We start from the raw sequence: 22,902 nt of genomic DNA, 5'->3' as shown, positions 1-22,902 counted from the left end.
GTCAGTGCCGCCCCCTACAGTCACCGGCATGGCGACTCTTCCCAACCCGCTGCCGAAGCTCACGGGCGACCCCACCGGTGCCGGACTCGGTCTCCGGCTCCCGCCCGGGCGGCTCGTCGACACCACCCACCAGGGCCCGTGGCACGAGCCGTTGCTGTGGCTGGCGGACGCGCAGGCCGCGCCCGGCGACTGGGCCGCGCTGGCCCCGGCCCGGCGCTCCGCCGGGCTGCTGCCGGTCGTCGTCGACGCGGGCGGCGGGCCGGGCGGCCCGCAGCACTGGGAGCTGGCGCCCGACGCGATGTCGTACCCGGGGGACCATGACGCGGACGAGGTGCTGGCCGACCTCTGGGAGGAGTACGCGGCCGGGGAGACCGGCCGGGAGTGGCCCGGCCTGACCGACGCCACCGCGGCCGCCGACCCGGCCCCGGACGCGCCGGACGACCCGGACGCGGTGGCGATGGGCATCGTGGACGACCTGGTGGAGAGCGGCGGCCTGCTGGAGGACCCCCGTCTGGCCCTCGTCCCGGCCCGCCGCAGCGCGGACATCCCGGCGGCGATCGGCTGGTCGGGCCCGGTGAACCACGAGGGCGACACCGCGCGGCTGTGCGCGGTGCTCCGCTCCTGGGAGGACCGCTTCGGCATACGCGTGGTGGCGCTCGGCTTCGACCATCTGCTGGTCTCGGTCGCGGCTCCGCCGCTCACCCTGGCCGAGGCGGAGGCCGTCGCCGCCGAGCACTTCGCGTTCTGCCCGGACAACATCCTGCAGAGCGGCGACCCGAGCGTCCGCGCCTACGCCGAGACCCGCGTGCTGGGCCGACCGGCCTGGCACTTCTGGTGGGACTGACCCCCGCCCCCCCGGGCTGAGGGTCGTTGAGAGAGCTCGCCGTCTACCCCGACGCCGGCATCTTCCAGTACAACGAGGCGTTCGTGCACCAGGCCCTGAACTTCCTCCGCCGACTGATCCCGAGGCGACGGGCGGGGCGGTCGGGTCGGCCGAGCAGCCCGGTGATCCCTATGCCCTCTACAACGAACTTTCCGCGATATGGACGCCACCGTCCCGCCGTCCCACAATCGCGTCCCGGCCCGCCACATCCCAGCAGGTCAGAGCAATGCGCTGACCTCAGACGTCCCAGGTTTCCCGTACGGGGTAGCGAGCGCCCTCGCCGATCGAGCAGTGTGGGCACGATCCCAGCCCAGACTCACGGAGGGCCGCCGATGTCCGCACACCCCCCACGCTTCCGCGCCCGGCTGATCGCCGCCTCGCTGGTGGCGGTCGCCGCTTTCGCGCTCACCGCGTGCGAGGACGGCAAGGGCCTGCGCGACGAGGGCCCGTCGAAGGCGGCGGCCGAGAGCGGGCCGCCGCCGCACGACTCCGCTACTGACGGCCCAGCTTCTGCGCGACCTCCGTCGCCCAGTAGGTGAGGATGTTCCGCGCGCCCGCGCGCCGGATACCGGTCAACGACTCCAGGATGGCCCGGTCGCGGTCGATCCAGCCCTTCTCGGCGGCGGCCTCGATCATCGAGTACTCGCCGGAGATCTGGTAGGCGGCCACCGGCACGTTCGCCTCGTCCGCGACCCGCGCCAGGATGTCGAGGTAGGGCCCGGCAGGCTTGACCATCACCATGTCGGCGCCCTCCTCCAGGTCGAGCGCCAACTCCCGCAGGGCGTCCCGGACGTTCGCCGGGTCCTGCTGGTAGGTCTTGCGGTCGCCCTTGAGGGACGAGCCGACGGCCTCCCGGAAGGGGCCGTAGAACGCGGAGGCGTACTTGACGGTGTAGGCGAGGATCGCGACGTCCTCGCGGCCGATCTGGTCGAGCGCGTCGCGGATGACGCCGATCTGCCCGTCCATCATCCCGCTGGGGCCCACGACATGGGCGCCGGCGTCGGCCTGGACCTGCGCCATCTCGGCGTACCGCTCCAACGTCGCGTCGTTGTCGACGCGGCCCTCGGAGTCCAGCACACCGCAGTGCCCGTGGTCGGTGGTCTCGTCCAGGCACAGGTCGGACATGACGAGCAGGTCGTCACCGACCTCGGCCCGCACGTCCCGCAGGGCGACCTGGAGGATGCCGTCCGGGTCGGTGCCCGCGGTGCCGACGGCATCCTTCTTGCTCTCCTCCGGCACACCGAACAGCATGATCCCGGAGACACCGGCCGCCACGGCCTCCGCGGCGGCCTTCTTCAGGCTGTCCCGCGTGTGCTGGACGACCCCCGGCATGGCCTCGATCGGCACCGGCTCACTGACGCCCTCCCGCACGAAGGCCGGGAGGATGAGGTCGGCGGGGTGCAGCCGGGTCTCGGCGACCATGCGCCGCATGGTGGGGGTGGTCCGCAGACGCCGCGGCCGAGTACCGGGGAAGGATCCGTACGTCGTCATACCTCTACGCTACGCCCGCCCCACCCGTGCCTTTGCCGACGCGCAGTCGGCCCACAGGACCCCGTTGTCAGTGCCGGCGCCTACATTGCGGGAGTGGACGAGACGCCCCAGGACGACCGCACATTCCCTCCTGCCCTGGCCGAGCTGGCGCGCACGGAGATCGACTACGCCGACGGCGAGGGCATCGACCTCGAGCCCTACGACGCCTTCGAACCGGCCGAGGAGACCACCGGCTGGCTGCGCCAGTGGACGGGGAACGGCGAACTCGACGGCGACGCCTACCGGGTGTTCGGCCAGGACGGCACGGGCGGCCTCGCGGCCCTCTGGCTGATACGCCCGGGCCGCCCCCTCGCCGAGCAGCCCGTGGTCTTCATGGGCTCGGAGGGCGAGGTCGGCGTGGTCGCCGCCAACCTCTCCGACTTTCTGTGGATGCTGGCCGACGGCTACGGCCCCATGGAGGCCGTGCAGTTCGGGGTCGCGGAGCCACGCCCCGACGCGGCCCTGACCGCCCTCGCCGAACGCCACGCCACGACGTCCCGCCGCCCGGCCCAGGTCGTCGTGGACGAGGCCCGCGCCGAGTTCCCGACCTTCGCCGAGGACATCGAGGCACTCTGCCGCTGACCCCGCTCACGCCACGCCGCTGACCCCGCTCACGCCACCTGCGGTGGTGCGGACAGGGCGACGGACCGGCAGTCCCGGCAGCGCCCGGGATGGGGGGCGCGGAAGGCCCGTTCGCAGCCGTCGCAGTTCTGCAAGGGCAGGGGACGGTCCCTTCTTCCGTCCGCGAGCACCGGCGGGGGCGCGGGACGGGGCGGCAGCGCCACCGGCAGCAGGGCGTCGAGCCGGTAGCCGATCAGCCTCGCCGGGTTCCTCAGGTCGGTCGGGAGGTTGTCGGTCAGCGCGTGCTGGATCATGACGGCCGAGACCCCGTTGTCGAGCCACGCGGTGACGGCCGGCGTCAGCCGGTCGACATCCCGGCGGGAGAGGATCAGGCGGTCGTCCGCGCGGCGCAGACCCGCCAGCAGGGCGGCAGCCCTGTCGTGCCGGGGGTCACGAGGTGCCTTCGACTCCAGGGGTGGCGCTTCGACCGGGGGCGTCTGCCGGGGAGGGGCTTGGTCGCCCTCCTCGGGAGCGGCCTGCACGTCCCGTTGTGCCTCCGGCTGACGCTCGACGGCACGGCGACGGACCTGGGGGCACTCCGCCACGCGCAGCGGCGTGACGGCCGCCGCCGTCGCCGGGGCGTGGTGCGCGTACGTGCGGGTGACCAGGCGACCGGACTCGGTGTGCTCGCGGACCCTGCGCAGATAGCCGTGCTCCTCCAACTCGCGCAGGGCGGAGGCGATCCGGTCCCGCCCCTCGGGGAAGCGGTCGGTGAGACTGCGGATGTCGACGGGCGTGCCCTCGGGCACCGAGAAGATGTGGGTCGCGAGCCCGATGGCGGTCAGCGAGAGCTGACGGTGCTGGGCGAGGTGATTGCCGACGACGACGTACTGCCCGGACTGGTACGTGCGTACGTGGGTGACACCGGAGTGGGTGGTGCTCCGCCGAAGCTCCTGATTCGGACGCACGGCAGCGTTAGGCTTCATCTCAGCCATGGGGAAGCTCTCTTCTTCCTCGTTGGTCAGGCCCTCGCACTGGGATTGCCGTCCCGGCGGGGGCCGATGCATATGTGGATTCATGAGGGCGTTCGTCCGGCGCATATGCCCCGACCGCCTCGGGCTGAGCCTGCACGCTCCAAGGGCCGCCGCACCAGCCGGACCGACCACATTCACCCGCCCGAGTGACGGATGCCGGGTTTGGTTTGGTTGGTTGGTTTTTTCCCTGGGTTCTTTGGTCTTTTACCGCCCGCGGCCCCGCTCCGCGCATCGCCGCACGACGTGTTTCCAGGCTCCGGTCCGGGAAATCTGTCCGGCTTCTGTACGGGCCGTCCGGGGTGACCCCGCGTACTCGCCCCGAGTTGGTCCGGGGAAGGGGTGTGCGGCGGGAGGGACGACGGCATGAGCGGCTGGGAGACGGGGCTGGACGACGAGGAGGCCGGGGCCGTGATGCGCACGGTCGCCCGGCAGTTGAAGCTGTGGCGGGAGGCGACCGGGCTCACCCAGGCGGAGTTCGCGACGGCCATCGGGTACGGCGAGGACCTGGTCGGCGCGGTGGAGCGGGGCCGGCGCATTCCCCGGCCGGAGTACCTGGACGCGGCGGACCAGGCCCTGGGCGCGGGCGGGAGGATCGCCGCGATGAAGAAGGACGTGGTGGAGGTCCGGTACCCGAAGAAGGTACGGGACCTGAAGCGGCTGGAGGGGGAGGCGGTGGAGTTGGGGGCCTACAACAACTCGGTCGTGCACGGGCTGTTGCAGACCACGGCGTACGCCCGAGCCGTGTTCGGCGCGCGCCGACCGCCCTTCACCGCCGACGAACTCGACCAACGGCTGTCGGCCCGTGTGGCGCGCCAGGAGATCCTCGGTGACACGGCGGCTCGGTCCCTCTTCAGCTTCGTCCAGTGCGAGGCGACGCTCCGCAAGCCCCTCGGGGGCAGGATGGTCATGCGTGAACAGCTTGAACGGCTGCTGGAGGTGGCCCAGTTGCCCAACGTCGACCTCCAGGTACTACCGCTGAGCCTTGAGGAGAACTCAGGTCTCGCCGGTTCGTTCAGGCTTCTCAGACTCAAGGACGGCACCACCGTCGGGCACGTGGAGGTGCAGCACATCAGCCGCCTGATCACCGAGCCGAAGGAAGTGCAGCTCCTCGACATCCGTTATGGGACCATCCGGGCGCAGGCTCTCAGCCCACGAGAGTCGATGGCCCTCATCGAGACCGTGCTTGGAGAGACATGACCCTCAAGCCCTACACCGACGTCACATGGACGAAGAGCAGCTACAGCACGGACGAGGGCCCCGACTGCGTCGAAGTCGCCCCCACCCCCGACCACATACTCGTCCGCGACTCCAAGAACCCCCACGGCCCCCGCCTCGCCCTCACCCCCACCACCTGGACGGCCTTCCTGCCGTACGCCACCGCCTCCCGGCGCTGACGGAGGGAACGCGAACGGCCCGCACCCGGGAAACCCAGGTGCGGGCCGTCTCTCACGCTCAGGTCGTCGACCGGCGTCTCCGCGCCCCCGGGCGCCGCTCGCTCGGGCGGGTGACCGGGTCGCCCGCGTCGAGCGCGGCCGCCCGGCGCCGGGCGCCGAAGTCCGCCAGGGCCTCCGCCAACTTGTGCACGGACGGCTCGGGGGCCATCACGTCCACCCGCAGACCGTGCTCCTCGGCGGTCTTGGCCGTGGCGGGACCGATACAGGCGATCACCGTCACGTTGTGCGGCTTGCCCGCGATGCCGACCAGGTTCCGCACCGTCGACGAGGACGTGAAGAGCACGGCGTCGAAGCCGCCGCCCTTGATCGCCTCGCGGGTCTCCGCCGGCGGCGGCGAGGCCCGTACGGTCCGGTAGGCCGTGACGTCGTCGACCTCCCAGCCCAGCTCGATCAGCCCGGCGACGAGGGTCTCCGTTGCGATGTCGGCGCGGGGCAGGAAGACGCGGTCGATCGGGTCGAAGACCGGGTCGTAGGGCGGCCAGTCCTCCAGCAGCCCGGCGGCCGACTGCTCGCCGCTCGGCACGAGGTCCGGCTTCACGCCGAAGGCGATGAGCGCCTTGGCGGTCTGCTCACCGACCGCGGCGACCTTGATCCCGGCGAACGCCCGGGCGTCGAGGCCGTACTCCTCGAACTTCTCCCGTACCGCCTTGACCGCGTTGACCGAGGTGAACGCGATCCACTCGTAGCGGCCGGTGACGAGGCCCTTGACGGCCCGTTCCATCTGCTGGGGCGTGCGCGGCGGCTCGACGGCGATCGTCGGCACCTCGTGCGGCACGGCCCCGTAGGAGCGCAGCTGGTCGGAGAGCGAGGCCGCCTGCTCCTTCGTCCGCGGTACGAGCACCCTCCAGCCGAACAGCGGCTTGGACTCGAACCAGGACAACTGGTCGCGCTGGGCGGCGGCGGAACGCTCACCGACCACGGCTATCACCGGCCGGCCGCCCTCGGGCGAGGGCAGCACCTTGGCCTGCTTCAGCGTCTGGGCGATCGTCCCGAGGGTCGCCGTCCACGTCCGCTGCCGGGTGGTGGTGCCGGCGACGGTCACCGTCATCGGGGTGTCGGGCTTGCGCCCGGCCGACACCAGCTCGCCCGCCGCGGCGCCCACGCTGTCGAGGGTCGTCGACACGACGACGGTCCCGTCCGACGCGCCCACCTCGGTCCAGCACCGGTCGGACGCGGTGCGCGCGTCGACGAACCGCACGTCCGTGCCCTGGGCGTCGCGCAGCGGCACACCGGCGTACGCGGGCACGCCGACGGCCGCGGCGACACCGGGCACGACCTCGAACGGCACACCGGCCGCGGCGCAGGCCAGCATCTCGTCGGCGGCGTACGTGTCGAGCCCGGGGTCCCCGGACACCGCACGCACGACCCGCCTGCCGCCCCGCGCGGCCTCCATGACAAGATGTGCGGCATCCCGCACCGCGGGTAGCGCAGCGGTCGTTGACGCGCCGTCAACTACGGCCAGCTGGGGCGTGCCTGTGCCCGGGACGGTGTCCCCGTCGGGGCCCGTGTCCGTGTGCACTTCGGCGACGCCCTGCCTGGCGTGCTGACGTACGACGTCGAGCACATCGTGCTCGGCGACCAGGACGTCCGCGTGCGCCAGCGCCTCGACGGCGCGCAGAGTCAGCAGTCCCGGATCCCCGGGTCCGGCACCCAGGAAGGTGACGTGCCCGTGATCGAGGCCGGCGGTAAGGGTGGTGGGGCTCACTGTGCTCGCTCCCCCATCAGACCGGCCGCGCCCTGGGCAAGCATCTCGGCGGCGAGTCCGCGACCGAGCGCAAGCGCCTGGTCGTGCGTCTCGGGCACGGGACCGGTGGTGGACAGCTGCACCGTCCGCGTGCCGTCGGGGGTTCCGACGACGCCGCGCAGGCGCATTTCCTTGACAATCTGCCGTTCGGCCTGGGGGTCCCCTCGCTCCAGCGGAGCCGTGAGCGGGGGAAGGTCGGCCAGCGCGCCCACAGGGGCGGAGCAGCCGGCCTCCAGGGCGGCGAGCAGGGACCGCTCGGCGGTGACGGCGACCCGGGTGAAGGGGTCGTCGAGCTCGCCGAGCGCGGCGATGAGGTCCGCGTTGCCCGCGGTGCACTCGATCGCCAGGGCCCCCTGGCCGGGGGCGGGCAAAACCGTGTCGACCGACAGGAAGTCGGTGACCTCGTCGAGGCGTCCGATGCGGCTCAGGCCGGCCGCGGCCAGGACGACCGCGTCCAGCTCGCCGTCGTGGACGTACCGGATCCGGGTGTCGACGTTGCCGCGGATCGGAACCGTCTCGATGTCCAGGCCGTGGGCGCGGGCGTACGCGTTCAGCTGGGCGGCCCGGCGGGCCGAGCCCGTGCCGATGCGCGCCCCGCGCGGCAGGTCGGTGAGCTTGAGGTGGTGCCGGGCGACCAGCACGTCGCGCGGGTCCTCGCGCTCCGGCACGGCCGCCAGGACCAGCTCCTCGGGCTGCGCGGTCGGCAGGTCCTTCAGGGAGTGCACCGCGAAGTCGACCTCCCCGCGCAGCAGGGCGTCACGCAGCGCGGTGACGAACACACCCGTGCCGCCGATCTGCGACAGGGCCTCGCGGGAGACGTCACCGTACGTGGTGATCTCGACGAGTTCGACGGGGCGTCCGGTCACCTGGCTCACGGTGTCCGCGACCTGCCCGGACTGGGCCATGGCGAGCCTGCTGCGGCGGGTGCCGAGCCGTAGTGGCTGCTGAGTCATCGTGGGCCTCGGTTCTTCTCGGTGCTGTCCTCGGCCCGGGAGACGGAGGCCACCGTCTCCTGGTCGAGGTCGAACAGGGTCCGCAGGGCGTCGGCGTACCCGGCCCCGCCGGGTTCGGCCGCGAGCTGCTTGACCCGTACGGTCGGGGCGTGCAGCAGCTTGTCGACCACGCGCCGCACGGTCTGCGTGATCTCGCTGCGGTGCTTGTCGTCCAGGCCGGGCAGCCGGCCCTCCAGGCGGGCGATCTCGCCGGCCACGACATCGGCGGCCATCGTGCGCAGGGCGACGACGGTCGGCGTGATGTGCGCGGCCCGCTGCGCCGCCCCGAAGGCGGTGACCTCGTCGGAGACGATCCGGCGGACCTGGTCGACGTCGGCCGCCATGGGGGCGTCGGCCGAGGCCTCCGCCAGCGACTCGATGTCCACCAGCCGCACCCCGGTGAGCCGGTGCACGGCGGCGTCGATGTCCCGCGGCATGGCGAGGTCGAGGAGCGCGAGGACCGGCGTACGGCGGGGCGTCTCCACGGCCGGCTCGGGCCTGCGGCGCTCGGGGATCCGGCCGACGGTGGCCGCGGTCGCGGCGAGCGCGGTGATCAGCTCGGCGTCGGCCTCGGGGCTGCGGCGGGCCGCCTCCCGGCGGTCGACGGCGCCACCGGCCGCCCAGGCCGCGTGCTGTTCGAGGGTGGCCGCGTCCATACCGGCGACGGCGGCCTCGCCGTGCACGGAGAAACCTCCCTGCACGGCGGCGAGGTCCAGCGGGCAGTTCTCGTCGGTGCCGACCCCGGAGGGCGGCAGCGGGGTCTGCGGGGTGCCGTCGGCCTCGGTCCGGGGCGCGGGCGCCGTACGCCCGCTGCCGTCGAAGGCGACCGGCCGGCCCGTACGGCCCTCGACACCGCCGACGACGTCCTCGGCGGTGAGGACGAGACCGGTGGCCCCGGTGCAGGACACGACGACGTCGGCACGTGTCAGCTCGAGCGGCACCGCGTCCATCGGTACCGCGCGGGCCGGCACGTGGGTGCCGTCGGTGAGGATCTCGGCGAGGCGCTCGGCGCGCTCCCGGGTGCGGTTGGCGACGACGATCTCGCCGACACCGGCCCGCGCGAGGGTGGCCGCGGCCAGGGAGGACATCGAGCCGGCCCCGATGACCAGGGCCTTCTTGCCGCGGGCCCAGTCGGTGACCTCCGCGCCCTCGGCGAGCTGCTCCAGGCCGAAGGTGACCAGGGACTGCCCGGCGCGGTCGATGCCGGTCTCGGAGTGGGCGCGCTTGCCGACCCGCAGGGCCTGCTGGAACAGGTCGTTCAGCAGCCGTCCGGCGCTGTGCAGGTCCTGCGCCTTGGCGAGGGAGTCCTTGATCTGGCCGAGGATCTGGCCCTCGCCGACGACCATGGAGTCCAGTCCGCAGGCCACCGAGAAGAGGTGGTGGACGGCCCGGTCCTCGTAGTGGACGTACAGGTACGGCGTGAGCTCCTCGAGGCCGACCCCGCTGTGCTGGGCGAGCAGCGTGGACAGCTCGGCGACACCGGCGTGGAACTTGTCCACGTCGGCGTACAGCTCGATGCGGTTGCACGTGGCGAGCACCGCGGCCTCGGTGGCCGGCTCGGCGGCGACGGTGTCCTGCACCAGCTTGACCTGGGCGTCCGCGCTCAGGGCGGCGCGCTCCAGGACGCTGACGGGGGCGCTGCGGTGGCTCAGCCCGACGACGAGCAGACTCATGCCGGCATCACGGCGGGTACGTCCCCGTCGGGCCCCTGGTCGGCGGACTCGCTGCGGGCGGCGGCCTGGGCACCGCCGGCGGCGGCCTCCTCGCCGGCCTTGCGCTGCTCGTGGAAGGCGAGGATCTGCAGCTCGATGGAGAGGTCGACCTTGCGCACGTCGACGCCCTCGGGGACGGACAGCACGGTCGGCGCGAAGTTCAGGATGGAGGTGACGCCGGCGGCCACGAGGCGGTCGCAGACGGCCTGGGCGGCACCGGCCGGGGTGGCGATGACACCGATCGACACGCCGTTGTCCTGGATGATCCGCTCCAGGTCGTCGGAGTGCTGCACGGGGATGCCGGCGACGGGCTTGCCCGCCATGGCCGGGTCGGCGTCGATGAGCGCGGCGACCCGGAAGCCACGGGAGGCGAATCCGCCGTAGTTGGCGAGCGCGGCACCCAGGTTTCCGATGCCGACGATCACTACCGGCCAGTCCTGGGTGAGCCCGAGCTCACGGGAGATCTGGTACACGAGATACTCGACGTCGTAGCCCACGCCACGGGTCCCGTAGGAGCCGAGGTAGGAGAAGTCCTTGCGCAGCTTCGCGGAGTTGACCCCCGCCGCCGCCGCGAGCTCCTCGGAGGAGACCGTGGGGACCGAGCGCTCCGACAGTGCGGTCAGGGCTCGGAGGTACAGCGGAAGCCGGGCGACGGTGGCCTCGGGAATCCCTCGGCTGCGGGTCGCCGGTCGGTGAGTTCGGCCAGTTGCCACGGTGCTCCTGCGGGTAGAGCGGGGCTGTAGGCGGTCACACGTCCCTACATGACCGCCCCGTCGAATAGAGGCTATGTCTTTGTGAACGCGTGCACAAAGATGGTGTCCGATTTGCCCGCCCAACGTGACCGGGCTCACGCACGCCCGGCGCACTGGTGTGGAACCGGCGCATACGCACCACCGTTCCTCTGCTCCTGGGGGCAAAACCGCACACTCTCCTCAACGATCCCCGCCCCCGAGACCACTTCGCCGTCGATCCTAAGCCGTTTCCGGAGAACTTTGGACTACTCGGTCAGTGCTTTGCGGAGGCGATCCTCGTTCACACGCCAGAACGTGTGCTGGTCCCCGTCGACGAGGACCACGGGGATCTGTTCCCAGTACTGGTCGTGGAGTTGGGGGTCCTGGGTGATGTCCTTCCACACCCACGGCACCCCCGTCTCGGCGCACACCCGCTCCACCACACTCTGTGCGTCATCACACAGATGGCAGTCGGGTTTACCGATGAGGGTCACGAGCCGGTCCTGCGGAGGCTTGGCCGGAGTACGACGGAAGAGCGGACTCATGTCGGCCATTGTCCCGCGCCGCGCCGCCGATGGCCGACCATGCCGTTTAACTGCGCGGTCGCGGAGAGTTCACAGCTTTTGAACCTCTCGGCTCCAGCCGCTCCGAACAGAATGGCTATGCTCACGGGCATGGCCGCTCTTGGATGGCTCACTCCCCGTAGGCGCCCCGCCACGGCGCGGAGCGTGTTGGCTGGCGAGGCCTCGGCGGAGGCCGCCCGCAAGTCCTCGCAGGAAGTCACGGACGTCTCGGCCGCCGAGCCGGAGTTCCCGGTGCTCGGCGACGACCGCGCCGCCGCCTTCTTCGACCTGGACAACACGGTGATGCAGGGCGCCGCCCTGTTCCACTTCGGCCGGGGCCTGTACAAGCGCAAGTTCTTCGAGACCCGCGAGCTCGCCCGGTTCGCCTGGCAGCAGGCGTGGTTCCGGCTGGCCGGCGTCGAGGACCCCGAGCACATGCAGGAGGCCCGCGACTCGGCGCTGTCGATCGTCAAGGGCCACCGCGTCGCCGAACTCCAGTCGATCGGCGAGGAGATCTACGACGAGTACATGGCCGAGCGCATCTGGCCCGGCACCCGCGCCCTCGCCCAGGCCCACCTGGACGCCGGACAGAAGGTGTGGCTCGTGACGGCGGCCCCGGTGGAGATCGCCACGGTGATCGCCCGCCGCCTCGGCCTGACCGGCGCCCTGGGCACCGTCGCGGAGTCGGTGGACGGCGTCTACACCGGCAAGCTCGTCGGCGAGCCGCTGCACGGCCCGGCGAAGGCGGAGGCCGTCCGCGCCCTGGCCCTGGCGGAGGGCCTCGACCTGACCCGCTGCGCCGCGTACAGCGACTCGCACAACGACATCCCGATGCTCTCCCTGGTCGGGCACCCCTACGCGATCAACCCCGACGCCAAGCTGCGCAAGCACGCCCGCAAGCTCGACTGGCGGCTGCGCGACTACCGCACCGGCCGCAAGGCGGCGAAGGTCGGCATCCCCGCCGCGGCGGGCGTCGGCGCGGTGGCCGGCGGCACGGCGGCCGCGATCGCGATGCACCGCCGCCGCCGGTAGGCACGCCCGGCCCACGGGCCGATCCGACTCTCTACCCAGGCACCGCCGTGTCCAGTCACGTTGGCTGCACACGGCCACATCCCGTCCCGTTGTCTGCCGGAACCCGAACGCACTCGATCAACAAACGGTCACTCTGTGGCACCGGATCGAACGTCAATCGGTTACGGAAGAGACGCAATCGGTGATTTGTGCAACTGGGCGTAGCGGTGCCTGCACGAAGCGTTATTCTCCTCAGACGCATTCCGGTACCCCTCCGTCGCTACGACGGGTGAACGGTCCCGTACTGCACGTGATGGAAGCTCTGCCTCTGGGAGTCCCGTGTACCCACACGTCGGGGTTGACGCCTCGGGCCTGGCTACGCTCCGCGCGACGGTCCTCGACCTGTTGCGCGGGCTCGTCCCCACCGCGTACGCCGTCCCCGCCCTCGCCGTAACCGCCGCACCCGTAGGCCCGTGCTACGCGCTCGCCGAGGGGAGCGCCGCCGTCGGCAGACGGGGGCGCCAGACCGGCGCGACCACCGCCCGCCGCCCCGCGGCGGACAGCGACAGCGCGCGCATGATGGACCTGGTGGAACGCGCGCAGGCCGGTGAGGCCGACGCGTTCGGCCGGCTCTACGACCAGTACAGCGACACCGTGTACCGCTACATCTACTACCGCGTCGGAGGGAAGGCCACCGCCGAGGACCTCACCAGTGAGACCTTTCTGCGCGCCCTGCGCCGCATCGGCACCTTCACGTGGCAGGGCCGGGACTTCGGCGCCTGGCTCGTCACCATCGCCCGCAACCTGGTGGCCGACCACTTCAAGTCCAGCCGCTTCCGGCTGGAGGTGACCACCGGCGAGATGCTCGACGCCAACGAGGTCGAGCGCTCCCCCGAGGACTCCGTCCTCGAATCGCTCTCCAACGCGGCCCTGCTGGAGGCCGTCCGCCGGCTCAACCCCCAGCAGCAGGAGTGCGTCACCCTCCGCTTCCTCCAGGGCCTCTCCGTCGCGGAGACCGCCCGTGTCATGGGCAAGAACGAGGGCGCCATCAAGACCCTCCAGTACCGGGCCGTCCGCACCCTCGCCCGGCTGCTCCCGGACGACGCGCGCTGAGCGCGTCCCCCGTACCACACAGGTACTCTCCGCAACCTCCAACTCACCCACGGTGAAACTCCGTTGACTTCGCCGCCCGTTCATCCTCCGTCCGTAACCCAAGTGCCGCGCCACTCGTTGTGCGGGATGCAGGCTCCCTGTGGTCACTCCCTGACCCACTTCGATCACCCGATCGTGTGGAACCGATCAGGGAGTGCAACCCTCAGGACCCCCTGGGGAGTCGACCGTCATGACGAGAGGAGGTGCCGCCAGTGATCGCGAACGTATCGGCGCACCGGCGGGCGAGCGCCTTCGCCCAGGCCCTGGAGGAGCTGACCGACCGGGGCACGGCGGCCGAGCAGGCCGAGCAGCCCGGGGCCCCGCCACCGGCTGCTGCGGAACAGACCGGGCACGGACGCCTGTTGGCCCTGACCGCGGAGCTCGGCGAGCTGCCCAAGCCCGTGCTCGACCCCGAGGTCAAGGTCGTGCAGCGAGCCCAGCTCGTGGCCGCGATGGAGGCCATGCTCCAGGAGGGCACCGCGGCGGGCGAGGCGGGCCCCGCCCTGCCCGGACAGCGTTCCGACCGGGCGCGCGGCGCCCACCGGGCGACCCCGATGAGCAGGCTCCGCCCCCGATCCCGGCTCGCCAAGGGACTCACCGCCGGCGGACTCAGCGTCGGAGTCGCCGCCGGCGCCTTCGGCGGAGTGGCCGCCGCCAGCGGCGACGCCCTCCCCGGCGACTCCCTCTACGGCCTCAAGCGCGGCATCGAGGACTTCAAGCTCAACGTCCTGGCCGACGGCGAGGACGAACGCGGGCGCGTCTACCTCGACCAGGCCTCCACCCGGCTGAGCGAGGCCCGCCGGCTGATGGAGCGCGGCCGCGGCGGGCAGTACGACCACGAGTCGCTCGCCGAGATCCGCCGCGCCCTGTCCGGTATGCAGCACGACGCCTCGGAGGGCCACCGGCTGCTGCGTGAGGCCTACGAGCGCGACCCGGACTCCCTGGGCCCCATCCAGGCCCTCTCCGCGTTCTCCCGCTCCCACCGCGCCACCTGGGGCAGCATGCGCGAGCGGCTCCCGCTCCAGCTCGGGGACGTCAGCGAGCGTGTGTCGTCCGTCTTCGACGCCATAGACGAAGAGGTCGCCCCGCTCCAGTCCCTGCTCCCGCCGCCCCCGCAGGACAGCGGCGACGGCAAGGGGCGCGGCGGCTCCGGCTCGTCCTCCACCGGCACCTCCGGCGCCGACAGGTCGGCCCGGCCCAGCGCCGACGGCAGCGGTTCCTCCGAGGGCCACCGCACCAGTAGCCCCAGCAAGTCCGCCGAGGGCTCCGGCAGCGAGGGCGAGGGCCTGCTCGGCGGGAACACGGGCGGGCTGCTCGAGCCGCCCAAGGCCACCGGCGGCTCCGGCGCCTCCCCGTCGGCGTCCACCCCGGCCGACGGCCCGGCGGTCACGCTTCCGCCGCTGCTCCCGGGCCTCCTGCCCGGCCTGGGCATCGAGGGCGAGGACGCCGGCTAGCGGCCCCGCAAGCCGCCCGTACGACGATGGGGCACCCCCTTCCACCGGGGGTGCCCCATCGTCGTGTGTGCGGGTCAGAAGAAGACCGACCGGCGCTGCACCAGCAGCTTGTAGAGCGTGTGCTGGATCTGCTCCCGGACCTGGTCGGTGAGGTTGAACATCAGCATCGGGTCCTCGGCCGCCTCCGGCGGATAGCCGTCGGTGTGGATCGGCTCGCCGAACTGGATCGTCCACTTCGTCGGCAGCGGGATCGCGCCCAGCGGACCCAGCCACGGGAAGGTCGGCGTCAGCGGGAAGTACGGGATGCCCAGCACCCGGGCCAGCGTCTTCGCGTTGCCGATCATCGGGTAGATCTCCTCGGCCCCGACGATCGAGCACGGGATGATCGGCGTACGGCGGCGCAGCGCCGTGGACACGAAACCGCCCCGGCCGAACCGCTGCAGCTTGTACCGCTCCCCGAAGGGCTTGCCGATGCCCTTGAAGCCCTCCGGCATCACACCGACCAACTCGCCCTGCCCGAGCAGTCGGTCGGCGTCCTCCGCGCAGGCCAGCGTGTGCCCGAGCTTGCGGGCGAGCTCGTTGACCACCGGCAGCATGAACACCAGATCGGCGGCGAGCAGCCGCAGATGACGGCCCGCCGGATGATGGTCGTGCACGGCGACCTGCATCATCAGGCCGTCCAGCGGCAGCGTCCCGGAGTGGTTGGCGACGATCAGCGCGCCGCCCTCCGCCGGGATGTTCTCCACGCCCTTCACGTCGACCCGGAAGTACTTCTCGTACACCGGCCGCAGCAGGGACATCAGGACCTGGTCGGTGAGCTCCTCGTCGTACCCGAAGTCGTCGACCTCGTAGTCGCCGGTGAGGCGCCGGCGCAGGAAGGCCAGGCCGCTCGCGATGCGCCGTTCCAGACCGCCGTCGTGCGGGGGCTGCGGGGCCGGCTCTTCCTCAGGGGTCACAGGAACATCATCCTGCCCGAGGGACCGTCCCGGCAGGGGCTGGACCTCGCCGACCGGCCTGCCTTCACCGTTCCTGCGCCGGCTCGCCGCGCCCCGGCGCCGCGGCGGCCGCTGAACGGCGCCTCCGCGGGACCGGTCGTCGTCGAACGGAATGACCTTGGCGTCCGCCATCGTTGCTGCGCTCCTCAGTTGGCGCTCTGCGTCGGGGGGTGACCGCCGTCCAGGACGGGCAGTGCGGCGATCCGGTCGACGGCCCCCGCGAGGGCCTCGGGCGGCAGCAGCCCGGGACCGCGGCTGCTCGCGAAGTCCGCGAACGTCTCGGCCGTCGTGTACTTCGGCTGGAAACCGAGGGTCTCGCGCATCTGGTCCGTGGACACCACCCGGCCGTGGGTGAGCAACCGGATCTGCTCCGGTGAGAAGTCCGACATGCCCAGCGTACGCACCAGGGTGCCCACCCACGTCACGGCGGGCAGCAGCAGCGGCACCGTGGGCCGCCCCAGGCGCCGCGCGCACTGCGAGAGCAGCAGGACACCGTCCCCGGCGATGTTGAACGTGCCGCTGTTGAGGGTGCCCCGGCGCGGCTCGTGGGAGGCGATGCGCAGCACCTCGATGACGTCGTCCTCGTGCGCGAACTGCAGCCGCGGGTCGTACCCGAGGACCGTGGGCAGCACGGGCAGCGAGAAGTACGAGGCTAGCGGGGTGTCCGCGGTGGGGCCGAGGATGTTGGCGAACCGCAGCACGCACACGGCGACGTCGGGCCGCCGCCGGGCGAATCCGCGCACATAGCCCTCGACCTCGACGGTGTCCTTGGCGAAGCCGCCGCTGGGCAGGGACTTGGGCGGGGTGGTCTCGGTGAAGACCGCCGGATCGCGGGGCGCCGACCCGTACACGTTCGTACTGGACTTCACCACCAGCCGCTTGACCAGGGGGGACTTCTGGCAGGCGCCGAGCAGCTGCATCGTGCCGATGACGTTGGTCTCCTTGACCGAGGTCCGGCTGCCACTGGCCAGCGCGGTCCCCGTCACGTCCATGTGCACGACGGTGTCGGCGCCGCTCTCCGCGAGCACCCGCGCGATGGTGGGCTGACGGATGTCGGCCTGCACGAAGTCCGCGCCGCCCAGGTGGTGCTCCGGCGGGACGGCGTCCACGGCGATCACCCGGTCCACCTGGGGGTCCCGCTGGATCCGGCGTACGAAGCGGCCCCCGAGTTGACGGGCCACTCCGGTGACGAGCACGACCTTGCCCAAGATCAGCGCCTTCCTTCCAGCCCTCGTACCCCAGCCGAGTTCCCCGTGTGCCGCCAACTTAGCGGGTCGGTGTTGCGCTGTGATGACCACCCGATGCGTGACGTGACGGGATTTCCCCCGTCATACACCTGTGGCCCCCCACCGATGCGGTGGGGGGCCACAGACACGCCGCTTCTCGCGGCGCCGCCTACTTCTTGTTGCGACGCTGAACGCGCGTGCGCTTGAGCAGCTTGCGGTGCTTCTTCTTGGCCATCCGCTTGCGCCGCTTCTTGATAACAGAGCCCACGACTACCCTCGCTCACTTCTCATCACTCGGTGTTTGGGCGCCATGGGCCCACACGACCTACGAGGGGCTAGCCTACCCGCCCGAGCGCTGAGGTCGTAATCGAGGGGGCGAGGGGGGTCACCGGCGGTCCCGGGCACCCCCCGGCCCACTGCCGTCAGGCGGTTTCCACCCCCACGTAACTCTCGCGGAGGTACTCGTGAACCGCTTGCTCCGGGACACGGAACGACCGTCCCACCCGGATCGCGGGCAGATGACCGCTGTGCACCAGCCGGTACACGGTCATCTTCGACACTCGCATCACCGAGGCGACCTCCGCCACGGTAAGGAACTGAACCTCGTTCAGAGGCCTCTCGCCAGCTGCAGCCATGACACACCTGAACCTTCCGCACTCGACGGCCACCGGCTTCCCCTTCCGGTGACTCTTCGTCGTTGCGTGCTCACTCCCCAATGTAGGTGCGCATGATGCGAGTGGGGAAGAGGTGCAGCCATCGGCGACCTACTGTGACAGACACGCTCGATTGAGTACGTAGCGGGTAAGCGGCCGGTAGTAATCGGACCGCACGGCGTCATCAAGTGGAACGGCGACGGCCACGGACCCCTCGGCCTCCCCCACGAAGAGCGCGGGGTCATTGGTATCGGCCGGCCCAATGGCCTCGAACCCCAGCTGACCTGCCCCGCAGACCCAGCCGTGGTCCCCGATCACCAGCTCCGGCAGCGGCCCGCCGGCCTCGGCGGCGGCCGCCAGCGCGATACGAACCGGGAGGGGGGAGTGCGTGTGTGCGCCGGGCTCACAACCGGAGCGGGACGCGTCCGGCGCCCGCACCAGCGCGACTCCCCGTACGTAGGCGAGGTTGTACGTACGTAGACCGAACCGGGTCGTTATGTCGACACGGCGACCATGCGCGGGGGTGAGGACGGCACACCCCGCCGCCGAGAGCGCGTCTGCCAGGGCGCCGTAGAACCCGAGCAGCCGGTGGGGGTGGCCCGTACCGAGCAGCACCGGTGCGCCACGCTGCGCGACCCTCGCGATCCGGTCGGAGAACGCATCCAGAGCGGTCAGAGTCCGTTCCGGATCGATCACATCGAGACCCGAGACCTGACGCGGATCGGCCGAAACCCCACATCTCGCCGCCATCAGGGCCAGCAGCTCCCGCTGCCCCCAGACCCCCACGGGATCCAGCCCGAGGAGCACCCGGGGATCCCGGGCGGCGAACAGCCGGTAGCTCCTGAGACTCGCCTCACGGGAGGTGGCCACGGTCCCGGCCAGCCCCGCGGCCAGGAGATGAGCGCGCAGCGCCGCGGTATCCAGCACCCAGCGATCCTGGCGGACCGGACCCCAGAAGGACGCCCGAACCGTGCGAAGACCGCACGGTCGGGCTAACGAAAAGCGCCGGGCCGACCGACGCAGAACGGTCGGGCCGACGCAGAACTGTCGGGCCGACGCAGAACTGTCGGGCCGACGCAGAACTGTAGGGATGACGAGAACCAGGGGAAACACCCCTCAGGCGAGCAGCCCCCGCAGCGGGAACACCGCCTTGCGCGTCGCCAGCACCGCCTGGTCCAGCCGGTCCGCCGGGTCGTACCCGTCCTCCCAGTCCGCCCAGGACGCCGGCCACCGTCCGTCGGTCATCCGGGCCGGCCCCAACTGCCGTGTCCGCGCGTACACTTCCTGCCGCCAGCTCTCCGGGATCGGCGTCGTGGGCTCGATCGGCCGCCCCGCCGCGATCGCCACCAGATGCGTCCACGAGCGCGGCACCACCTCGACCACGGCGTACCCGCCCCCGCCCAACGCGATCCACCGGCCGTCGGCGTACTCGTGCGCCAGATCGTGACAGGCCACCTGCACGGCCCGCTGCGCGTCCAGCGACACTGCCAGATGCGCCAGCGGATCCTCGAAGTGCGTGTCGGCCCCGTGCTGTGTCACCAGCACCTGCGGCCGGAAGTCGGCGAGCAGCTCCGGCACCACGGCGTGGAAGGCGCGCAGCCAGCCCTCGTCCCCCGTGCCGGCCGGCAGCGCCACGTTCACCGCGGACCCCTCGGCGGCCCCGGTCTCCTGCGGCCACCCGGTCTGCGGGAACAGCGTCGCGGGGTGCTCGTGCAGCGAGATCGTCAGCACCCGCGGGTCCTCCCAGAACGCCGCCTGCACCCCGTCCCCGTGATGCACGTCGACGTCCACGTATGCGACCCGCTCGGCACCCAGCTCCAGCAGCCGGGCGATCGCCAGCGCGGCGTCGTTGTAGATGCAGAACCCGGAGGCGCCCGCCGGCATCGCGTGGTGCAGCCCGCCCGCGAAGTTCACGGCGTGCAGCGCGCTCCCCCGCCACACGGCCTCCGCCGCCCCCACCGACTGCCCGGCGATCAGCGCCGACACCTGGTGCATCCCGGCGAACGCCGGATCGTCCAGCGTGCCGAGACCGTACGACTGGTCGGCCGCCCGCGGATCCGCCGACGCCGCCTTCACGGCCGCGATGTAGTCCTCGCGGTGGACCAGCCGCAGCGTCGAGTCACCGGCCGGCTGGGCCGCGACGACGTCCACGTGCCGGTCCAGCTCGAAGGCCTCGACGAGTTTCCTGGTCAGGCCGAGCCGCACCGGGTCCATCGGATGGTCCCGGCCGAAGTCATAGCCCGTTACTGCCTGGTCCCACATCAGCTGTGCGCGGCCGCTCATGCCCGCCACCGTATCGGTCCGGCCGCGCGGCGAACGAAGGGGCGTACACGAGCGTCACCAGCACCAACACCATCGGCACCAGCATCGCCCCGCGATAGCTCCACGCGTCGCCCAGCGCCCCCACCAAAGGCGAACCGATCAGGAAGCCCACGTAGTTGAAGACGTTGAGCCGCGCCACCGCCGCGTCCGACGCCCCCGGGAACAGCCTCCCGGCCGCCGCGAACGTCTGCGGCACCAGCACACACAGCCCCAGCCCGAGCAGCGTGAACCCCAGCATCCCGACCCAGGCGCCCGGCGCCACCGCCACCACCGCGAACCCGACGGCCGCCACCAGCGCCCCCAGCCGCACCACGGCCACCGCCCCGAGCCGCCGCACCCCGAAGTCCCCGATGGCCCGCCCCAGCAGCGTGGTCACCATGTACACGTTGTACGGCACGGTCGCCAGCTGCTCGGAACTGCCCAGCACGTCCTGGAGGTACTTCGCACTCCAGTTGGAGACCGTCGAGTCACCGATGTAGGCGAAGGTCATCACCAGGCAGAGCGGCAGCAACAGCTTGAACGCGACGGCCTGCCCGCCCTCCCCCGCGTCCCGCGCCTCGGGCGCATCCGTCGCCTTGGCGTCGAGGTACCACCGGCTCCCCACGAGGGCGGCCGGCAACAGCACCGCGACGACCGGCAGATACGACACCGCCAGCGGCAGGTCCCAGTGCGCCCCCGCCCACGCCAGCGAGGCCCCGATGATCCCGCCCAGGCTGTACGCCGCGTGGAAGCTGAGCATGATGCTCCGCCCGTACGCCCGCTGCAGGCTCACCCCGAGCATGTTCATCGTGGCGTCCAGCGCACCCACGGCCAGCCCGAACGCCGCGAGCGAGACGGCCAGTTCGACCATGCTGTCCCCGGCGCCCACGCCGAGCAGCGCAAGCAGCACCACGGGCTGCGACCAGCGCAGCAACCGGCTCGGACGTATGCGCCGCACCAGCCGCTCGGTCGTGACGCTGCCGACGCCCGCGAGGATGGGTACGGCGGCGAGGAAGGCGGGCAGCAGCGCGTCGGACACCCCGTAGCGGTCCTGAATGGCCGGGATCCGCGTCACCAGCAGGGCGAAGGCGACGCCCTGGGCGAAGAAACCGAACGCCAGCGAGGCCCTGCCGCGCCGCAGCACATCAGTCATGGCGGCGAGCGTAGGGCCCCGGGGTACCCGTGGGTAGATCCGGCCAAAGATGAATTCCGCTCAGCTTCAACTGGCGGCGACCAGCGGCGCGGTGGCCGGACCGCTCACCACGGGCTCGCCCCGGCGCGCGTCCCGCTCGGCCCACGCCTTCGTCTCAGCGGCGACCATCGCCGCCATCGGCCCCGCCCCCAGCGCCCCGCCGACGAGGAAGCCGAGCACCATCGCCACGATCATGATCACGTTGCCGAGCCACACCATGGTGTCCACCGGCAGCGAGTACACCCCCACGACCCGTACGACGCACTCCGCGAACAGGACGACACCCCACACCAGCGAGAACATCCGCTCCGCCCGCCGGAACCGCGCCGAACCCCCGTGCAGCCGCGCCCAGGCCGCCTCCCGCGCCTGGTCGCCCCTCACCACCCAGGGCTTCATCCCGGCCGTCATCATCGGCCTGCCCAGCACCACCGAGACGATGACGCCGATCCCGATCACACTGCTGATGGCGCTGTCCTTGGCCATCATGAGCCGAGGATCACCGGCCACAAAGCTCAGCAGCAAGGAGACGACGTTCACCAGGAGGATCAGCGCGGCCATCCCGTTGACCTCGCGCGCCCGCCACACACCCCACCCGGTCCGCACGGCCGGCACGACACTGCTGAGCGCGAGCGCCACCAGGGTGCTCATCCCGAGGCCGTTCTTCAGCAGGTAGTAGGCCCCGAGGGGCAGCGCCACATCGATGATCAACGGCAGAAAGTTCCGCAGCAGCCTGTTCGGCGCGCTGGTGGTCGAGCTCGCCTCGGTCGTGCTTCCCTCGATCGTCCCCGTGTTCGTCGTCATGCCCACAAGCTTCGCGGCCAGGCGGGGGCGCCGGTAGAAACGATCGTCCGGCCCTCGGCATGACAAATGTCAGTCCAGCAGCCCGATCAACTCGCCCATGTCGGAGAAGAGTTCGGTGGCCCCGGACAGTCGCTCGGCCGGCGTCATCGCGGTGAACCCGACGACGTCCATCCCCGCGGCCAGCGCCGCCCGCACCCCCAGCGGGCTGTCCTCGACGACGACACACCGCTCGGGCGCGACCCCCATCCGCCGGGCGGCATGGAGGAACAGATCCGGTGCGGGCTTCCCCCGCCCCACGTCCTGCGAGCTGAAGATCCGCGCGTCGTCGAACCACCGGTCCAGGCCCGTCGTCCGATGCCCCACCCGGATCCGCTCATGACTCCCCGACGAGGCCACGCAGTACGGCACACCGCGTGCCGTGAGCGTCTCCAGGACGTCCACGGCGCCGGCCACGGGCTTCAACTCCCGCTCGAACGCAGCAAAAACGCGGGCGTGGAAGACATCGTCGAAGTCCGCCGGAAGCCGCTGCCCCGTCCGCTCGAGGACCAGGTCGTGCACCCGGTGCATCGCCGACCCCATGTAGTCCCGAACGGAGTCCTCGTACGAGGTCGGGTGCCCGAGCTCGGTCAGGTAGGCCGCGAGGTGCCGATTGGATATGGGCTCACTGTCGACGAGCACACCGTCGTTGTCGAAGATGACGAGGTCATAGCGCATATGCCCGAGCATACTGACCGGAAATGCGGAAAGGGCCCACACCATAAGGTGTGAGCCCTTTCCCAAAAATTGTTCGGCGGTGTCCTACTCTCCCACAGGGTCCCCCCTGCAGTACCATCGGCGCTGTAAGGCTTAGCTTCCGGGTTCGGAATGTAACCGGGCGTTTCCCTCACGCTATGACCACCGAAACACTATGAAA

The 22,902-nt window shown here is 71.6% G+C and carries 23 protein-coding genes and 1 rRNA gene; 7 read left to right on the top strand and 17 right to left on the bottom strand.

Going from position 1 to position 22,902, the window contains the following annotated elements:
- The first annotated feature begins 28 nt into the window (after positions 1–28).
- Positions 29–844, top strand: a complete 816-nt coding sequence (locus DC008_RS19805) for a DUF4253 domain-containing protein (RefSeq protein WP_108708117.1) — start codon at positions 29–31, stop codon at positions 842–844.
- A gap of 531 nt (positions 845–1,375) precedes the next feature.
- On the opposite strand, the gene hemB is transcribed toward DC008_RS19805, so the two are convergent.
- Positions 1,376–2,374: a porphobilinogen synthase gene (hemB, locus tag DC008_RS19795; RefSeq protein ID WP_108708115.1), complete on the bottom strand. Its 999-nt coding sequence runs from the start codon at positions 2,372–2,374 to the stop codon at positions 1,376–1,378.
- A 93-nt stretch (positions 2,375–2,467) separates the two neighbouring features.
- On the opposite strand from hemB, the gene DC008_RS19790 reads away from it, so the two are divergent.
- The gene (locus tag DC008_RS19790; protein ID WP_108708114.1) at positions 2,468–2,995 is read left to right on the top strand and encodes an SMI1/KNR4 family protein; all 528 of its coding nucleotides are present in this window, start codon (positions 2,468–2,470) and stop codon (positions 2,993–2,995) included.
- A gap of 29 nt (positions 2,996–3,024) precedes the next feature.
- On the opposite strand, the gene DC008_RS19785 is transcribed toward DC008_RS19790, so the two are convergent.
- On the bottom strand, positions 3,025–3,942 hold the full coding sequence (locus DC008_RS19785; RefSeq protein ID WP_341867296.1) for a helix-turn-helix domain-containing protein: 918 nt from the start codon (positions 3,940–3,942) through the stop codon (positions 3,025–3,027).
- A 429-nt stretch (positions 3,943–4,371) separates the two neighbouring features.
- On the opposite strand from DC008_RS19785, the gene DC008_RS19780 reads away from it, so the two are divergent.
- Positions 4,372–5,205: a helix-turn-helix domain-containing protein gene (locus tag DC008_RS19780; protein WP_108710778.1), complete on the top strand. Its 834-nt coding sequence runs from the start codon at positions 4,372–4,374 to the stop codon at positions 5,203–5,205.
- Positions 5,202–5,402, top strand: coding sequence for a DUF397 domain-containing protein (locus tag DC008_RS19775; RefSeq protein ID WP_108708112.1), 201 nt, complete (start codon positions 5,202–5,204; stop codon positions 5,400–5,402). The genes DC008_RS19780 and DC008_RS19775 overlap by 4 nt, the downstream gene beginning before the upstream one ends.
- Positions 5,403–5,460: 58 nt before the next feature.
- Here the strand turns inward: DC008_RS19775 and DC008_RS19770 are convergent, their stop codons facing one another.
- From DC008_RS19770 to DC008_RS19750, 5 genes are all read right to left on the bottom strand, one after another.
- Positions 5,461–7,167 carry a bifunctional uroporphyrinogen-III C-methyltransferase/uroporphyrinogen-III synthase gene (locus DC008_RS19770; protein ID WP_055622694.1) on the bottom strand — a complete coding sequence of 569 codons (1,707 nt, stop codon included), beginning with the start codon at positions 7,165–7,167 and terminating at the stop codon, positions 5,461–5,463.
- Entirely contained in the window at positions 7,164–8,159 is a 996-nt protein-coding gene (gene hemC, locus DC008_RS19765) for a hydroxymethylbilane synthase (protein ID WP_108708111.1), read from the bottom strand. Before hemC ends, DC008_RS19770 begins: the two co-directional genes overlap by 4 nt.
- Positions 8,156–9,871, bottom strand: coding sequence for a glutamyl-tRNA reductase (locus tag DC008_RS19760; protein WP_108708110.1), 1,716 nt, complete (start codon positions 9,869–9,871; stop codon positions 8,156–8,158). The genes hemC and DC008_RS19760 overlap by 4 nt, the downstream gene beginning before the upstream one ends.
- Positions 9,868–10,623 (bottom strand): redox-sensing transcriptional repressor Rex, encoded by a 756-nt coding sequence (locus DC008_RS19755; RefSeq protein WP_108708109.1) that lies wholly within the window; start codon positions 10,621–10,623, stop codon positions 9,868–9,870. Before DC008_RS19755 ends, DC008_RS19760 begins: the two co-directional genes overlap by 4 nt.
- A 284-nt stretch (positions 10,624–10,907) precedes the next feature.
- Complete coding sequence (locus DC008_RS19750) at positions 10,908–11,186, bottom strand: glutaredoxin family protein (RefSeq protein WP_164492334.1); 279 nt, start codon at positions 11,184–11,186, stop codon at positions 10,908–10,910.
- 129 nt (positions 11,187–11,315) lie between these two features.
- Here DC008_RS19750 and DC008_RS19745 point away from each other — a divergent pair, with 129 nt between their 5' ends.
- The 3 genes from DC008_RS19745 (at position 11,316) to DC008_RS19735 (ending at position 14,821) form a co-directional block, all read left to right on the top strand.
- Positions 11,316–12,236 carry an HAD family hydrolase gene (locus DC008_RS19745; protein ID WP_055622725.1) on the top strand — a complete coding sequence of 307 codons (921 nt, stop codon included), beginning with the start codon at positions 11,316–11,318 and terminating at the stop codon, positions 12,234–12,236.
- A gap of 318 nt (positions 12,237–12,554) precedes the next feature.
- Entirely contained in the window at positions 12,555–13,328 is a 774-nt protein-coding gene (locus DC008_RS19740) for an ECF subfamily RNA polymerase sigma factor, BldN family (protein ID WP_108708107.1), read from the top strand.
- Between the two features lie 251 nt (positions 13,329–13,579).
- The gene (locus tag DC008_RS19735; protein ID WP_108708106.1) at positions 13,580–14,821 is read left to right on the top strand and encodes a DUF5667 domain-containing protein; all 1,242 of its coding nucleotides are present in this window, start codon (positions 13,580–13,582) and stop codon (positions 14,819–14,821) included.
- 74 nt (positions 14,822–14,895) lie between these two features.
- On the opposite strand, the gene DC008_RS19730 is transcribed toward DC008_RS19735, so the two are convergent.
- The 10 genes from DC008_RS19730 to rrf all read right to left on the bottom strand — a co-directional run bounded on the left by DC008_RS19730 (position 14,896) and on the right by rrf (position 22,891).
- A complete protein-coding gene (locus DC008_RS19730) occupies positions 14,896–15,948 on the bottom strand; it encodes a lysophospholipid acyltransferase family protein (RefSeq protein ID WP_108708105.1) in 1,053 nt (350 codons plus the stop codon).
- 14 nt (positions 15,949–15,962) lie between these two features.
- Positions 15,963–17,024 carry an NAD-dependent epimerase/dehydratase family protein gene (locus DC008_RS19725; protein WP_108708104.1) on the bottom strand — a complete coding sequence of 354 codons (1,062 nt, stop codon included), beginning with the start codon at positions 17,022–17,024 and terminating at the stop codon, positions 15,963–15,965.
- 187 nt (positions 17,025–17,211) lie between these two features.
- On the bottom strand, positions 17,212–17,310 hold the full coding sequence (locus DC008_RS19720) for a 30S ribosomal protein bS22 (RefSeq protein WP_003948845.1): 99 nt from the start codon (positions 17,308–17,310) through the stop codon (positions 17,212–17,214).
- Positions 17,311–17,464: 154 nt separating this feature from the next.
- Positions 17,465–17,677, bottom strand: a complete 213-nt coding sequence (locus DC008_RS19715) for a helix-turn-helix domain-containing protein (RefSeq protein WP_004984898.1) — start codon at positions 17,675–17,677, stop codon at positions 17,465–17,467.
- A 129-nt stretch (positions 17,678–17,806) separates the two neighbouring features.
- Positions 17,807–18,622, bottom strand: coding sequence for a phosphatase (locus tag DC008_RS19710; protein ID WP_108708103.1), 816 nt, complete (start codon positions 18,620–18,622; stop codon positions 17,807–17,809).
- A 189-nt stretch (positions 18,623–18,811) separates the two neighbouring features.
- The gene (locus DC008_RS19705; RefSeq protein WP_108708102.1) at positions 18,812–19,978 is read right to left on the bottom strand and encodes an acetoin utilization protein AcuC; all 1,167 of its coding nucleotides are present in this window, start codon (positions 19,976–19,978) and stop codon (positions 18,812–18,814) included.
- Positions 19,929–21,149, bottom strand: a complete 1,221-nt coding sequence (locus DC008_RS19700) for an MFS transporter (protein ID WP_108708101.1) — start codon at positions 21,147–21,149, stop codon at positions 19,929–19,931. Before DC008_RS19700 ends, DC008_RS19705 begins: the two co-directional genes overlap by 50 nt.
- Positions 21,150–21,215: 66 nt before the next feature.
- Positions 21,216–21,989 carry a VC0807 family protein gene (locus DC008_RS19695; RefSeq protein WP_235073453.1) on the bottom strand — a complete coding sequence of 258 codons (774 nt, stop codon included), beginning with the start codon at positions 21,987–21,989 and terminating at the stop codon, positions 21,216–21,218.
- A 69-nt stretch (positions 21,990–22,058) separates the two neighbouring features.
- Positions 22,059–22,703 (bottom strand): HAD family hydrolase, encoded by a 645-nt coding sequence (locus tag DC008_RS19690; RefSeq protein WP_108710777.1) that lies wholly within the window; start codon positions 22,701–22,703, stop codon positions 22,059–22,061.
- Between the two features lie 71 nt (positions 22,704–22,774).
- A 5S ribosomal RNA gene (rrf, locus tag DC008_RS19685) occupies positions 22,775–22,891 on the bottom strand.
- Positions 22,892–22,902 lie beyond the last annotated feature (11 nt).

It is taken from the genome of Streptomyces nigra, from assembly GCF_003074055.1.
Classification (GTDB): Bacteria; Actinomycetota; Actinomycetes; order Streptomycetales; family Streptomycetaceae; genus Streptomyces; species Streptomyces nigra.
This window is presented reverse-complemented; position numbering and strand designations above follow the sequence as displayed.